Here is a 12897-nt window from a genome sequence, read left to right as displayed (position 1 = left end):
TTCGTACTAATATGACAAAAAAATGCCGGGGAGGCTATGCCCCCCCGGCTTAAAGGTGTTTATCGCTCGCCGTCGGAGAATCTGTCCTTGACTGCTCCGATCTTGTCCTGGACATCACCTTTGGCTTTATCGTACTTGCCTTCGGCCTGCATGGACGTATCGTCCGTAGCGTTGCCCCATTGGTCTTTTGCTTCACCTTTTACTTTATTGACCGTGCCCTTCACCTTATCCGAGAAGCCATTATCCTTGTCTGCCATGTGATATTCCTCCTTGCTGTATGAGTATCTTCGTTTTATAGTCGGTCCCGATCGTTCAGATCGCGATTATTCACGTCGCGGTTTCGGAGTTCGAGATCTTCGTCATCAGTGAGGTCGAAATCTGCCGCTGCCTCGTTTAACCCGCGGCTTTCACCGCCTGCACGGCCGATTCCTTCGTGCACGTCGCCGGTTTTGTCAATGTCCACTTCTTCACGGCGTACCGTTTCGCTGACGGTCTCGGTGTCCTGGACTTGGCGCTTGCCGACGACAATCTCCTCGTTTACGACTGGGCGCTTCGTGACTTCCACATGCTCTTCCGTCACCGGGATGCGGATGCTGTCTTCGTCCTCAAAGACCTCGCCGTCTGCCATTTCGCCGTCCACTTTGCGGCGCTCGACGTAGACTTCCTCACGTGTGACCGGAACTTCAACGGTCTGCTCGTCCGTGACGACATGTTTGTCGATGTCCACTTCGCCCGTCTGGACCCGCTCCTTGTCGACATTCAGTTTTTCTTCATGGAGGCGCAGGCGTCGTGTCTCGTCATCTTCGTGGAGATGATCCTCTCCGTGCAGATGGTCATGATCATGTGCATGGGTGTGGAGATGCTCGCTTTCCACGTAGTTGCCGGAGCCGACTGTCTCGCCGCGGCCTTCGCCGAGCGGTGGCGCATCCACTGTCATGCCATCCTCGTTTACCACGCCGGAGTCGTAATGCCCGACATTCGTGCTGTTCATCATATCACCGCCGGCATGGCCGTAATCTGCATCGGCAAACAGCAGGATCCCGCCGTCTCGCGCATCGTTGTAATACTGGTTCGCCTCTTCTTCCGTGAAGCCCATGTCATTGAAGGCGCCGCGGTTCGCTTCATCGCCACCGAGGAAGTCCATGAAGCGGTCGAGCCAGCCGCGATCTTCATCTGTGGCCCGCGCATCAACATCCATCCGTCCCCGCAGCGTATTCAGGTTATCCGAATTGTTCGTCACGACGTAAAGGCTGGACTCGTCATACCCTTCCGTCTTCAGCTGCTCGATCTTGTTCATCACTTCTTCTTCTGTGCGATACGTACCGATATACTTTCTGTTTACCATTCTGAATCCCTCCATCGTTTGATTATTGATGTTGAGGTGCGACTACTTGATGTTTACCCGGGTCACAGAGTCTGAAACTATTACAAAAATGACAGAATCATTACTCGCAGCACACGCTGCTCCTGGTTTGAAGCCTTGCCGGCATGGAAATAATAGAAGTAGGAAAACCTCCGGAATGCCCTTGAAAATCGAGGCAGAAACCGGTTAATAAAGGAAAGAGGTGCGGAATATGGAACATCGTCAGGAAAAGAAAAAAGTTGAGGAAACTTGGGGAGTCGAAGAGGAACTGGACCTGACCCCCGAGAACAAGGACAACCCTGAAAACTTAAAAGGAATGGAAGGCGAGAGCATCTACGACAGGGATGAGGATATGAAGAATGTCGATGCCATTCCCGAAGAGGACCGTAAACAGGAAGAGATCGAGGAAAATCATAACCGGATGACCAAACATGATTCCTCGACTACCCAAAAGTTCCCCGGTGCCGACTATCAGCAGAATGAAGAGACGCTTGAGGACGAAAACTGATCACGTGAAAAGCCCCCGGACGGCAGTTTGCCGCCCGGGGGCTTTTGCGTTCTTTCCCGGCAGCGGCCGGGTTTAATATGTCGGATTATGTCGGAAACAGTCGTTATTTCCCGGGAAATGACGTCTTCACCATCTGTTTTTCCCTGTATTCCCGGGGCCCTTTTTCCTTATACTCTTGCTTTTGCTGCATTTCTCCTTGCCATCAGGATGCCGCACATGACCAATACTGCAATCAGTACCGAAGTCACGGCGAGAGCCCCTGCCAAGTCACCAGTGTCAGGACCGCCCATGAGATACGCCAGCCCGTAAGACTGAAGCTTCCATGGGGACCAGGTCCAGTACGTCCCTACCAGGCCGTCAATCATCATGCCGATAAACAGGATGCCGAGCGCCGCACCCGCAGCTCCGCCCGTCGGAAGCGCTGCGCTTGCCGTCAGCGTGAGCGTTACGACAAATATGATCCAGACTGCCATGACCAGGAGAAACAGGATCAAATCCGAGAAGCCGGGCATATCATCATACAGCTGGACGATATAGGTGGCCGCCATGCCGTAACCGAGCCACAGGGAGGCAGCTGCAAGCAGAACGGCCGCTGTCCATTTCGACATGTAATAGGCTGCGTATGAGATGGGACGAACGTATAAAAGAGTGCCGGTGCCGCTTTTCCGTTCCCCTGAAAGCGAGCCCATGAACGCCAGAACCAGAACGAGCAGACCGACAGTCTGGTACTGCCCGGTGAGCGAAGCGTATACGTCCGCTCCCGTCATCTCGGGGAGTGTGAACTCGGATCCTTCCGGCATGTTGCCGACGCTCTCCAGAATTTGAGGAAGGAAATGGTAGGTGAGCGGTTCCAGAGCTCCGAAAAAGATGAAGACGAGCGGCACCCACACCAGTTTGAAGCTTCTTGCCTGCTCGCGCCATTCTTTTCCAAGGAAAAGGCCAAACTGCTTCATGGCTTCTCCACCACCTTCATGAAGATCTCCTCAAGTCTCACGGAGGACCTGCCGATGTCTGTGATCCCCTCCGGATGTTCAGAGGCGTAACGGAGCAGTTCCTGCATGGAAACCTCTTCCCCGGAGATCATGACGGCTGAGCCGTCAGCACTGCCGGCCCATGGTGCCGCTCCTGCAAACCGTTCCGCCGCCTCCGGATCACGGAATAGGACCCGATATCCGGAATCCCCGTACTTTTCCCGAACCTCACGAAGCGGTCCCTGCTCGATCAGCTTGCCGTTCCGCAGAAACAGCAGCTGGTCGGTCATTTCCTCCGCGTCGTTCAGAATATGGGTCGAATAAAGAATTGTCGAGGATTCGCCGAGCTCCTTCAGCATTTCCATCACTTCCCGCCGGCCGGCGGGGTCGAGTGCGGATACCGGTTCATCCAGAAGAAGAAGGGCCGGCCTGTGGATGATCGCCTGGGCAAGCCCAAGACGCTGCTTCATCCCCCCGGAAAATCCGCCGATGCGCTTTTTCCCGGCTTCACCGAGCCCCACGAAACCGAGTGTCTTCTCACATGCTGTACGCACTTCCCGGCCCCCCAGGCCGCTCAGCCCGGCGGCCAGCTCCATGTACTCGATTGCCGTCATCCAGGGAAAGAATTTTGGATACTGGGGAAGAAACCCGATCGCACTGCGCGGATCCTTCCCTGAGCCGCTGAACCGGATTGTGCCTGATGACTGCCGGAGCAGTCCGGCAAGCATGGAAAGCGTTGTCGTCTTGCCGGATCCATTCGGCCCGATTAGTGCCGTCGCGGTTTGCTCCGCGAGCGAGAACGTCAGTCCGTCAACAGCACGGAACCCGTCATATTGCTTGGTGAGCGCCGATACCTCCAGCACCGCGTTCACGAATGCCGCCTCCCTACCGTAAAGTAAAGTACCGGACCGATTGTGTTGATGAAGATGATGATGAATACCCAGAGAATGACCGGTCCGTTCGTCGAGCGCTTTCTATTCAGATCAATCAGTGCAGCCGTCATGAGAACAAGCTGGATGGCAATCAGCGGCCAGACCAGACCCCATGGAACATCTGCAAGCTGTTCCGTGATGGACATGAGAATCCCTCCATGATCTTGATGATTATTCTACGTTTCGGAAGGGGCAGGAGTTTCATGGAAAAGAAAATTTTCCCGGCTCTTTGTTTACTCCTCAGCCAATAGTCCCACTCCCTCCATACCCTCCAGCCATGCTATACTATCGGTTGGAATGGAGGAAACACAGAAATGCCAAAATGGATTTATCCTGTGATGATCGCAGTGGGTTCGTCCTGCTACGGCATCCTTTCAACTAATATCAAGCTCGCCATGAACGCCGGCTTCACGGCATCTGAAGCGGTCACTGCCCAATACATGACCGGCTTTTTCCTGGCCCTGCTGCTGTTTGCAGCCATCAACCGGCGGCTGCCGAACCTGAAGGGGGCATCTGCACTGATTCCTGCCGGAGTCTTCACGGCGGCGACCGGGATCGTCTACGGAAAGTCGCTTGTCTACCTGCCGGCCTCCCTTGCCGTCGTCCTGCTGTTCCAGTTCACCTGGATCGGCATGCTAATCGATTGCATCGCCAGAAAGCGGCTGCCAAACCGGGCGGAAGTTTTTTCGCTCGTCCTTCTCTTTATGGGTACGGTGCTTGCCGCCGGACTGATCGGCACCGACCTGACCGGAATTCCTTGGCAGGGCTGGGCATGGGGGATGGCCGCAGCACTCACCTTCTCTCTTTTCATCTTCTCGAACCGCAAGACTGTGGAAGGCATGGATACGCTCACCCGCATGCTTATCACATCTTTTATAGCCGTGATTGTCATATCGGCTTTCCAATCCCCGGAAATCCTCTGGGACGGAAGCCTGCAGGAAGGGCTCTGGATGTACGGGCTACTTCTCGGCGTCTTCGGGATTATTGCGCCGATTGCTTTGTTCGGGATTGCGGTGCCGCATGTCGGTTCCGGACTCTCATCGATCCTCAGCTCTGCCGAACTGCCTGTCGCGGTGACCGTTTCCGTGCTGCTATTGCATGAACCGTTCTCTGGCATTCAGCTGGCGGGAATCATTGTCATCCTCGTCGGCATGGTCCTGCCCACTCTGTTTGAGCACAGGCGGCGGTCCGCGCCGCCTGTCACGGAATCGTCGTAAACGTCTCCGGTCTGTCACCCTTGCCGGATGCCCATATGGTTTGATAAAGTCAGCACAAATCGAAAGAAGGTCAGTCTGATGAAGAAATTCAAATTTACGATTTTGTCCGCGTTCCTGATCCTCCTGCTTGGCGCTTGCGGTTCCGCTGATGACCAGAACCAGACGTCAGGCAGCGATGAACATGCTAAGCATGGCGATACGGAAGAGGATGCAGGCGTGTACCCGCTCAAAGTCGATATGCAGCTGCCAGAGAAAGCGGCAGTCGGAGAGGAAGTCACGATCCGCACCATTGTCACGCTGAACGATGAAATCATCGAAGACGCGGATGAAGTGAAGTATGAAATCCGAAGCGAGTCCGGAGAAAGCGAAATGATCGTGGCCGAATTTGACGGTGAAGAATCGTATCCCATCACGAAAACCTTTGACGAACCGGGCACCTACAAGGTGATCCCTCATACGACAGCCCGCGGCCAGCACACGATGCCGGCCAAGGAAATCATTATTGAATAACCGATGCAAAAAACCGCAGGCCCTGTCAGCATGACTGGGCTTGCGGTTTTGTTTGTTCGATCAGATGCCGCTCCGTTTCCCGAGCAGCAGTATAATGGACGGGATCAGCAGCGGCCGGACAACGAACGTGTCGATCATGATGCCAAGTGCCATCATGATCCCGAAAAGCTTCAGCTCATAGACCGGCATCGTGCCGAGCACCAGGAAAGTCGCCGCCAGGATCAGGCCTGCAGAGCTGATGACACCGCCCGTTTTTTCAAGCCCGAGCTTGACCGCTTCCTTCAGATCATGGTGCTTCCGTTCTTCACGGATACGGGCAATGAGCATGATGGAATAATCGACACCAAGCGCGATCAGGAAGACGAAGGTGTAAAGCGGAATTCGATAGCTGATTTCATCCGTCCCGAAGAATAGGTCGAACAGGAAGATCGACAGCCCGAGCGTGGCTGCGAAGGACAGCAGCAGCGTGCCGATCAGATACAGCGGCGCAATCACCGAACGGGTCTGGAACGCCAACATGAGCGTGATCAGGAGCGCGACGGCGATCATGATGATCAATGTGTCACGGTCATTGATGTCCCTCAGGTCCGCGTTGATGGCGCTCTGGCCCGCCAGATGAAACTCGGCCGCATCGATCCCCGCCTCTTCCGCGATCTCCATGCCCCGGTCCCTCAATTGGTTCGCCGCATCAAGCGCTTGGCTTTCGTACGGGTTAGCGTCGAATGTGACCGTGACGTGAACCGCCTCGCCGTCTTCCGAGACCGGCATGCCCTGGAACGAGGTTCCGGCGATGCCCGGTTCTTTTTCGATGGACGAAGCGAGTTCCTCAGCCTGTTCCGGCGTGATCGTGTCATCGGAGACGACAAGCACCGTACCCGGAGCGAGTTCCCCTTCACCGAATGCGTCACCCAGCACCTCAAACCCCTGCCGTGAAGACAGGTCGTCCGGGAACGACTTGATCAGGTCGAAGGACTCCTTGTAGTTCACCGTGTTGATCGAAGCGATGACCAGCAGGGCCAGAACCGGCACGAGGAAAGCGACCGGACGGGCCGTGACTTTCTCGGCGATTCGGGTCCAGACGGTCTTCTTCTCGCTCTGTTGTTCGCCATATGCAGGAATCCTCGGCCAGAATGCCTTCCGTCCGGCAATGGCAAACAGGGCCGGCAGCAGCGTCAGTCCAGCAATCAGGATGATGGCCGCAGCAATCGCGAACACCGGCGCAAAGTTCCGATAAGACTCGTACAGTGCGAAGAACAGCGTCAGAACGCCGAGGAAAATCGTGCTTCCGCTGAAGAAGATCGGTTCCCGGACGCCGCGGACCGCGGCATCCATCGCCTCGGCGGTGTCTTCATGCGCCCTCAACTCTTCCCTGAAACGAGAAAACACAAGAAGCGAGTAGTCGGTAACGACCGCAAACAGGAGGACCAGCATGATCGAGATGGACTGGTTCTCGGTGACATACCATCCTGCCGATGCCCCGAGTCCGACCACTTTGTCGACAACCACATAGACAATTGATGCGCCGACCAGCGGGATCAGGGCCAGGAGCGGCGAGCGGTAGATGATGAGTAGCAGGACCAGAATGATGGCGACAGTCGAAAGGATCAGGACGACATCCGCCCGCGAAAACAATTCGACTGCATCGGCCGAGATGCCGGCAGGGCCGGTCCAGTAGATCTCCATGCCGTCATCCGCTTCTGAAGCGACCGTTTCTTTCATGTCATCAAGCAGCACTTTCAGCTCAGTGCCTTCCAATCCGGGCAAAGTGACAGGCGCGAAAAACACGGTGCCGTCTTCCGAGAGGAACGCATCCGGCGTGCCGAGCAGCGCCTGTGCCGGTACTGTGGTCACATCCTGATACTCTTCATTATCGGAAAGTCCGCCGATCGCTTCCGCAAAGGCGGCGATCTGTTCCTCGGTCAGGCCATCCGCGTTTTCAGCGACGACAATGGCCGGAACCCCTTCCTCAGAAGGGAAGTAATCGTTGATCCGCTCCGAAGCGATGATCGACGGCTCATCCGCCGGAAGTCCGGAATTTTCATTCGGCTCGAAAAAGTCCCTTGCTCCAGGTGCCGCCACGGACAGCACGGACGCCGCGATGACCCAGATGAGCAGGGTGGCCCAATACTTCCGTTTTCCTTTCATCAGCGGCCTGCCCCTTTCTCCGTCATAAACGTAACAGCAACGAAGAGTGCAAATGCCACGAGAAGGATCGTGCCGCCCACAATATAGAAGACGAGCGAGAAGGTTTCATTGACGCCGAACGGCTGCATGAACTGCAGCCACATACCGGCAGTCAGACCGATTGCTCCGATGATTCCGGCCCAGCCGTGGATGGTGACCAGCTTTTGGGAACGAACGGCATACAGCTTATAAAAGACGCCCCAGGAAAACACCGACAGCCATCCGACGAGCAGGATATGGGCATGGATCGGGCGGAACGCATACGACCCCGCCCCCGCCATGTGGGAACCGATCACCGTTCCGATCAGCCCGAAAATGGCTGCAATGCGCATAAGGCGCAGACTCCATTTTTCTTGCATGTGATCTCCTCCGTTCACTTAATGATTTCATTATAAATTTCCAAGTTGAACGGAAGATGAACTCTGAGTGACAAAACGGTCAAGCCGGACGTTTCTTCGGGAGCGTTACCGTGAACCGGGCGCCGCCCGCCGGCGACTCCCCGGCGGAAATAGTGCCGCCGTGCAGCGCAATGACCCCCTTTGCTATCGACAATCCGAGTCCTGTTCCTCCTCCTGCGCTCCTGGCTTTGTCAGAGCGGTAGAAACGATCGAAGATCCGGTCACGCTCCCCGGGCGGAATTCCCGGACCGGAATCCTCCACGGTGACCGTCACGAAATCAGCCGCGCCGCTAACCCCGATCAGCACCTCCCCGCCCTCGGGCGTGTACTTTGCTGCATTGGACAGGAGGTTCTCCCACACTTTTCCGAGCAATTCCCGGTCTCCTCTGACAGATGCCTCCTCCGCATCGAGTGTCACGGAAATCCCCTTTTCCTCAAACGGCCAGCGGGACTTGCGCACCGTCTCCTTCAGCTGCTCCGACACACTGAAAACATTGTGCTCCGGCAGCTCCTTGAACTGGTCGATCGATGTGAGGACAAGCAGCTGGCCTGACAGTACCGAGAGCCTCGAGGATTCGCTCCGAATGATTTCCGCGTATTCCAGGCGCCGACCCGCGGACAGCTCCGGATCCATGAGGAGCGTCGCGTAGCCCTTCATGTTCTGCAGCGGGGACTGGAAGTCGTGGGACACATCACTGATGAATGCTTTTCTCGCCAGATCGTTTTCCGCGAGCTTGCCGGCCATCCTCCGGAAGCTGTCGGACAGCTGGCCGATTTCATCGGCCCGGCGGATATCTGGCAGATCCGTGAACCGCTCTTCCGCCACCCGGTTCGTCGCCTCCGTCAGTTCCGTGAGCGGACGGATCAGATGTTTCGCGGTGAGCAGGACTGCCAGAAAACCGATCACCGCGATCGACACGAGCATGATCGCCGTCAGCCAGTGCAGCTCATTGAACAGGAGGGCGATGTCCGGCCGGATAAAGAGTGCGTGCGGCCGGCCGTCATAGGTGAACGGGACTCCTGCCGTATTGGCGAGATCATTTGCGAAATATCCTGCCCAAAATGTTTCCGCAGGCAAATCGCGCATGCCGTGATAGATTTCTCCTGAAAGCACGTTTTCGACCGTACCCGGCGGAAGGGTCTGATCATCAAAGGGACCTCCGTAGAAAGTGCCGCCCCCTTCTCTGTCCGTTGCATACAGGATATAGCCGGCATCTGCCTGTGTCCTCAGGTACCGGTCTAGATCGAGATTATCGTTTTCCCCGATGAAGCCGGCCATCGAACCGGCAATTGCGACGTGTTTTGCATCATTGTCTTCCTTCATCACACGGTGATACGCCGAATTGACGATCAGATAGGACAACACAAGTCCTGCCGCGAGTACGAGGACAGAGGACAGGACGAACTTTCCGTAGAGCGATTTCATGTCCGCACCTCCAGCTTATAGCCGACCCCCCTGACGGTCACGATCGCGATACGGTCCGTGAGCCCTTCCAGGCGGCCCCTGATGCGTTTGATATGAACGGACAGTGTCCGGTCATCCCCCTCGTAATCCAGGCCCCACACACGCTCCAGAAGCCGCTCACGCTCAAACACCACGTTCGGACGGGATGCGAGGATCGCCAGCAGCTCGAATTCCTTCAGGGGAAGCAGCAGCGTCCGGTTTCCGCATGACACTTCATAACTCTGCCGGTCAATTTCAAGAGGGCCCGCCAGGATCGGCGCTTCCCCGTCCTTCCTGTAACGGCGCAGGATCGCCTCCACGCGGAACAGCAGCTCCTTCGGCTCGAACGGCTTGACGAGATAGTCATCGGCCCCCGCCCGGAACCCCCGTTCTTTGTCTTCCAGCGCCCCCTTCGCCGTCAGGAGCAGCACAGGCATATCCCCGAACGACTTCAGCTCCCTCGTAAGCTCAAATCCGTCCATCCCCGGCATCATGACATCGACAACCGCCAGATCCGGACTTTCAGAGCCCAGTATTGAGAGTGCGCCGATAGCCTCTCCCGCAGCATGGACTTCGTACCCCGCATCCTGAAGGGTGATCCGGACCAGTTCCCGGATTCCCGGATCGTCATCCACAACAAGAATCTTCACGTTCATCCCTACTTTCCTGACTACATTGTGCAATACGGCGGGTAGCAGGACAAGCGGGAGCAATGCTCGTTCACGGGCTTTCTATAAGTGTTCATGAACATTTGTGAGCCTAATATTAACCGGTTGCCGAACAAGAAAAACCGCCCCTCAGCAGAGAGACGGTTTCGGGATGTCTATAGCACTTTGCTCAGGAAGGCTTTGGTCCGCACATGCTGCGGATTGCCGAACAGCTCGTTCGGGACATTCTCCTCGACAATGTATCCTCCGTCAATGAACAATACCCGGTCTGCGACCTCGGCGGCAAAGCCCATCTCATGGGTCACGACAATCATCGTCATGCCTTCCTTTGCGAGATCCTTCATAACGCCGAGAACATCCCCGACCATTTCTGGATCAAGTGCAGAGGTCGGCTCGTCGAACAGCATCACCTTCGGGTCCATCGCGAGCGCTCTCGCAATGGCCACGCGTTGTTTCTGTCCGCCTGACAATTCCCCGGGATAGGCCTTCGCCTTGGCACCCAGACCGACCTTATCCAGAAGGCCAAGCGCCTTTTTCTCGGCAGCCTCCTGTTTCAATTTGCCGAGCTTAACCGGGGCTAGCGTCAGGTTTTCCAGCACCGTCATATGCGGAAACAGGTTAAAGTGCTGGAACACCATTCCGACTTTTTGACGGATTACATTGATGTTGTTTTTCGGATCAGTGATATCCGCGCCGTCTATATAGACGTGTCCCCCTGATATCTCCTCAAGCCGGTTCAGGCACCGCAAAAACGTGCTTTTCCCGGAGCCGGAAGGTCCGATCACACACACCACTTCAGAAGGCTCCACGGCCGTTGAGATGTCTTTGATGACCTCCAGCTCCCCGAATGATTTCTTCAGATTGCTCACTTGAATCATGCTCATCGCAGGACAAACCTCCTTTCCAGATAACTGGACAAGAGTGATAACAGATAGATGATGATGAAGTACATGACACCAAGAGCGAGGTAGATCGTAAATGGCTCAAATGTCGCACTGACAATCACCCGCCCCCGCTGTGTCAGATCGGCGACTCCGATGATCGACAGGAGCGAAGTATCTTTCAGAGAAATAATCGCCTGGTTCGTGATCGTCGGCAGCATCCGCCGAAACGCCTGGGGCAGGATGATATAGCGCATGTTCTGTGATTGGTTCAGCCCCAGAGACCGCGCCGCTTCCGTCTGACCCTTGTCGATGGATTGGATTCCAGCACGGATGATTTCTGCGAAATAAGCTCCGGCATTGATGGCAACGGTTACAATTCCCGCCCAGACGTTATCAAGGGACACCCAGGAAAACGAGTTCAGTCCGAAGTAAATAAAGAACAGCTGGACGATGAAAGGCGTCCCCCGTATCGCATCCACGAAAATCTTGGCGATCCAGTTCAGGACCTTGACCGGCGCCAGACGCAGAAGCGCCATAATCAGGCCAATGAGAAAGCCCAGGACAATCGCGATTGCAAATATATATAGCGTCATTTTCAAACCTTCCCACAGCATGGGAAGGGACTCAATAATCGTATCCATTCATTCACTCCCCCATCGTTGCAGATCTCGGATGTTGTAAATGGAAAAGGCGCGCCTCAGCGCGCCGTTTGCCTGTCCGGCTTATTCTGAGATGTACGTGTTCAGGATCTCATCATACTCGCCGCTGTCTTTCAGTTCCTGAAGCCCCGCATTGATTTTGTCGAGAAGATCTGCATTTTCACCCTTCAGGACGGCAATGCCGTAATTGTCACCATTCAGACGGTCTCCCACGATCTTCAGATCCAGGTTGCTTTCCGCGATGGCATACGCGATTACCGGATAGTCTTCAATGAGGACATCCGCATTGCCATTCGACACTTCCTGGAACATCGATGGGCTGTCTTCAAGCACGGTGATTTCAAAACCATATTCCTCCTGGTTGTCCTGTGCGAACTGGGCACCCGTTGTGCCGGATTTGACAACAACCGTCTTGCCATCAAGATCTTCAAGCGTTTCAATCTCATTGTTGTCATTCTGGGCGACAAGCGTCAGCCCCGCTTCAAAATACGGTTCGGAGAAATCAACGATTTCCTTCCGCTCATCCGTGATGCTCATCCCTGCAATTGCAACATCCAGCTGGCCTGCCTGGAGTGCCGGAATAATGCCTCCGAAGTCCATCGGTTCAAGCGTCACCTCAAACCCCTGATTTTCCGCAATGGCATTGATCAGGTCAACGTCAATCCCCTTGTAGTTCCCGTTGCTGTCTTCGAATTCAAATGGCGGATAGGTTGTATCAATACCGACTGTATACGTCTGACCTTCGCCACCGCCTTCACCCGAGCCGCTCTCTTCTTCAGACGCCCCTTCATCATTGGTGCCGCATGCAGCAAGGAACAGAACCAGCGCCGCCATAGTCAGCAATTGTTTGAACCCCTTCATTCAAAAGCCCCCCTGTCTTTAGAATCATCCAACTCCACAATACCACAATGGAGGTTTTATTAGAATGACAATTCTATAATTTCCGTCTTTTAAACCTTCATGACAAGTCAGAAATAAGAATCGCTTCTCTGGATTGATGTTCCGGCGATGATTCCGGATGCTTAAGATATGAGGATTCCATATGATGTATTTGCTAATAAGACCGGACGAGCGGCCCACGGTCTTAAATAAGACTCTTGGGGAGTGTCCTGCGGACTGATTTAAAGCACAAAAAAACCGCCTCCATAAGGAGACGGCT

15 protein-coding genes are annotated in these 12897 nt (G+C 55.1%); 3 read left to right on the top strand and 12 right to left on the bottom strand.

Annotated elements, in window-relative coordinates; genetic code table 11:
- Window positions 1-59: 59 nt before the first annotated feature.
- Both AV656_RS13995 and AV656_RS13990 read right to left on the bottom strand, forming a co-directional pair.
- Window positions 60-257: a CsbD family protein gene (locus AV656_RS13995; protein WP_063183064.1), complete on the bottom strand. Its 198-nt coding sequence runs from the start codon at window positions 255-257 to the stop codon at window positions 60-62.
- A 35-nt stretch (window positions 258-292) separates the two neighbouring features.
- Window positions 293-1345 (bottom strand): YsnF/AvaK domain-containing protein, encoded by a 1053-nt coding sequence (locus AV656_RS13990; protein WP_063183062.1) that lies wholly within the window; start codon window positions 1343-1345, stop codon window positions 293-295.
- 229 nt (window positions 1346-1574) lie between these two features.
- Between AV656_RS13990 and AV656_RS16215 the strand changes: the two genes are divergently transcribed.
- Window positions 1575-1871 carry a hypothetical protein gene (locus tag AV656_RS16215; protein WP_082818770.1) on the top strand — a complete coding sequence of 99 codons (297 nt, stop codon included), beginning with the start codon at window positions 1575-1577 and terminating at the stop codon, window positions 1869-1871.
- A 167-nt stretch (window positions 1872-2038) separates the two neighbouring features.
- Here AV656_RS16215 and AV656_RS13980 read toward each other — a convergent pair whose 3' ends face one another.
- The 3 genes from AV656_RS13980 to AV656_RS13970 are packed head-to-tail and all read right to left on the bottom strand — an operon-like array spanning window position 2039 to window position 3920.
- Entirely contained in the window at window positions 2039-2824 is a 786-nt protein-coding gene (locus tag AV656_RS13980) for an ABC transporter permease subunit (protein WP_063183059.1), read from the bottom strand.
- The gene (locus AV656_RS13975) at window positions 2821-3714 is read right to left on the bottom strand and encodes an ABC transporter ATP-binding protein (protein ID WP_063183056.1); all 894 of its coding nucleotides are present in this window, start codon (window positions 3712-3714) and stop codon (window positions 2821-2823) included. Before AV656_RS13975 ends, AV656_RS13980 begins: the two co-directional genes overlap by 4 nt.
- Window positions 3711-3920, bottom strand: a complete 210-nt coding sequence (locus AV656_RS13970; protein ID WP_082818769.1) for a PLD nuclease N-terminal domain-containing protein — start codon at window positions 3918-3920, stop codon at window positions 3711-3713. Before AV656_RS13970 ends, AV656_RS13975 begins: the two co-directional genes overlap by 4 nt.
- Window positions 3921-4088: 168 nt before the next feature.
- On the opposite strand from AV656_RS13970, the gene AV656_RS13965 reads away from it, so the two are divergent.
- The gene (locus AV656_RS13965) at window positions 4089-4991 is read left to right on the top strand and encodes an EamA family transporter (RefSeq protein ID WP_063183054.1); all 903 of its coding nucleotides are present in this window, start codon (window positions 4089-4091) and stop codon (window positions 4989-4991) included.
- 78 nt (window positions 4992-5069) lie between these two features.
- The gene (locus tag AV656_RS13960) at window positions 5070-5501 is read left to right on the top strand and encodes a FixH family protein (RefSeq protein WP_063183051.1); all 432 of its coding nucleotides are present in this window, start codon (window positions 5070-5072) and stop codon (window positions 5499-5501) included.
- Window positions 5502-5561: 60 nt separating this feature from the next.
- On the opposite strand, the gene AV656_RS13955 is transcribed toward AV656_RS13960, so the two are convergent.
- From AV656_RS13955 to AV656_RS13925, 7 genes are all read right to left on the bottom strand, one after another.
- Window positions 5562-7646, bottom strand: coding sequence for an MMPL family transporter (locus AV656_RS13955; protein WP_063183049.1), 2085 nt, complete (start codon window positions 7644-7646; stop codon window positions 5562-5564).
- Window positions 7646-8044 carry a hypothetical protein gene (locus AV656_RS13950; RefSeq protein WP_063183047.1) on the bottom strand — a complete coding sequence of 133 codons (399 nt, stop codon included), beginning with the start codon at window positions 8042-8044 and terminating at the stop codon, window positions 7646-7648. The genes AV656_RS13955 and AV656_RS13950 overlap by 1 nt, the downstream gene beginning before the upstream one ends.
- Before the next feature lie 79 nt (window positions 8045-8123).
- Complete coding sequence (locus tag AV656_RS13945) at window positions 8124-9509, bottom strand: sensor histidine kinase (protein WP_082818767.1); 1386 nt, start codon at window positions 9507-9509, stop codon at window positions 8124-8126.
- Window positions 9506-10183 carry a response regulator transcription factor gene (locus tag AV656_RS13940; RefSeq protein ID WP_231877313.1) on the bottom strand — a complete coding sequence of 226 codons (678 nt, stop codon included), beginning with the start codon at window positions 10181-10183 and terminating at the stop codon, window positions 9506-9508. Before AV656_RS13940 ends, AV656_RS13945 begins: the two co-directional genes overlap by 4 nt.
- 167 nt (window positions 10184-10350) lie before the next feature.
- Entirely contained in the window at window positions 10351-11079 is a 729-nt protein-coding gene (locus AV656_RS13935) for an amino acid ABC transporter ATP-binding protein (RefSeq protein ID WP_063183046.1), read from the bottom strand.
- Entirely contained in the window at window positions 11076-11720 is a 645-nt protein-coding gene (locus AV656_RS13930) for an amino acid ABC transporter permease (RefSeq protein ID WP_063183043.1), read from the bottom strand. The genes AV656_RS13935 and AV656_RS13930 overlap by 4 nt, the downstream gene beginning before the upstream one ends.
- An 81-nt stretch (window positions 11721-11801) precedes the next feature.
- The gene (locus tag AV656_RS13925; RefSeq protein ID WP_063183041.1) at window positions 11802-12599 is read right to left on the bottom strand and encodes a transporter substrate-binding domain-containing protein; all 798 of its coding nucleotides are present in this window, start codon (window positions 12597-12599) and stop codon (window positions 11802-11804) included.
- Window positions 12600-12897: the final 298 nt, after the last annotated feature.

Origin of the sequence: Bhargavaea cecembensis, assembly GCF_001619585.1 — a bacterium.
Lineage (GTDB): Bacteria > Bacillota > Bacilli > Bacillales_A > Planococcaceae > Bhargavaea > Bhargavaea cecembensis_A.
This window is presented reverse-complemented; position numbering and strand designations above follow the sequence as displayed.

What these genes read in the sequence shown, in the direction of transcription:
- AV656_RS13995 (WP_063183064.1), bottom strand. Translation starts at nt 257, where the DNA reads ATGGCAGACAAGGATAATGGCTTCTCGGATAAGGTGAAGGGCACGGTC.
- AV656_RS13935 (WP_063183046.1), bottom strand. Translation starts at nt 11,079, where the DNA reads ATGAGCATGATTCAAGTGAGCAATCTGAAGAAATCATTCGGGGAGCTG.
- AV656_RS13970 (WP_082818769.1), bottom strand. Translation starts at nt 3,920, where the DNA reads ATGTCCATCACGGAACAGCTTGCAGATGTTCCATGGGGTCTGGTCTGG.
- AV656_RS13925 (WP_063183041.1), bottom strand. Translation starts at nt 12,599, where the DNA reads ATGAAGGGGTTCAAACAATTGCTGACTATGGCGGCGCTGGTTCTGTTC.
- AV656_RS13930 (WP_063183043.1), bottom strand. Translation starts at nt 11,720, where the DNA reads ATGGATACGATTATTGAGTCCCTTCCCATGCTGTGGGAAGGTTTGAAA.
- AV656_RS13980 (WP_063183059.1), bottom strand. Translation starts at nt 2,824, where the DNA reads ATGAAGCAGTTTGGCCTTTTCCTTGGAAAAGAATGGCGCGAGCAGGCA.
- AV656_RS13945 (WP_082818767.1), bottom strand. Translation starts at nt 9,509, where the DNA reads ATGAAATCGCTCTACGGAAAGTTCGTCCTGTCCTCTGTCCTCGTACTC.
- AV656_RS13990 (WP_063183062.1), bottom strand. Translation starts at nt 1,345, where the DNA reads ATGGTAAACAGAAAGTATATCGGTACGTATCGCACAGAAGAAGAAGTG.
- AV656_RS16215 (WP_082818770.1), top strand. Translation starts at nt 1,575, where the DNA reads ATGGAACATCGTCAGGAAAAGAAAAAAGTTGAGGAAACTTGGGGAGTC.
- AV656_RS13965 (WP_063183054.1), top strand. Translation starts at nt 4,089, where the DNA reads ATGCCAAAATGGATTTATCCTGTGATGATCGCAGTGGGTTCGTCCTGC.
- AV656_RS13950 (WP_063183047.1), bottom strand. Translation starts at nt 8,044, where the DNA reads ATGCAAGAAAAATGGAGTCTGCGCCTTATGCGCATTGCAGCCATTTTC.
- AV656_RS13955 (WP_063183049.1), bottom strand. Translation starts at nt 7,646, where the DNA reads ATGAAAGGAAAACGGAAGTATTGGGCCACCCTGCTCATCTGGGTCATC.
- AV656_RS13960 (WP_063183051.1), top strand. Translation starts at nt 5,070, where the DNA reads ATGAAGAAATTCAAATTTACGATTTTGTCCGCGTTCCTGATCCTCCTG.
- AV656_RS13940 (WP_231877313.1), bottom strand. Translation starts at nt 10,183, where the DNA reads ATGAACGTGAAGATTCTTGTTGTGGATGACGATCCGGGAATCCGGGAA.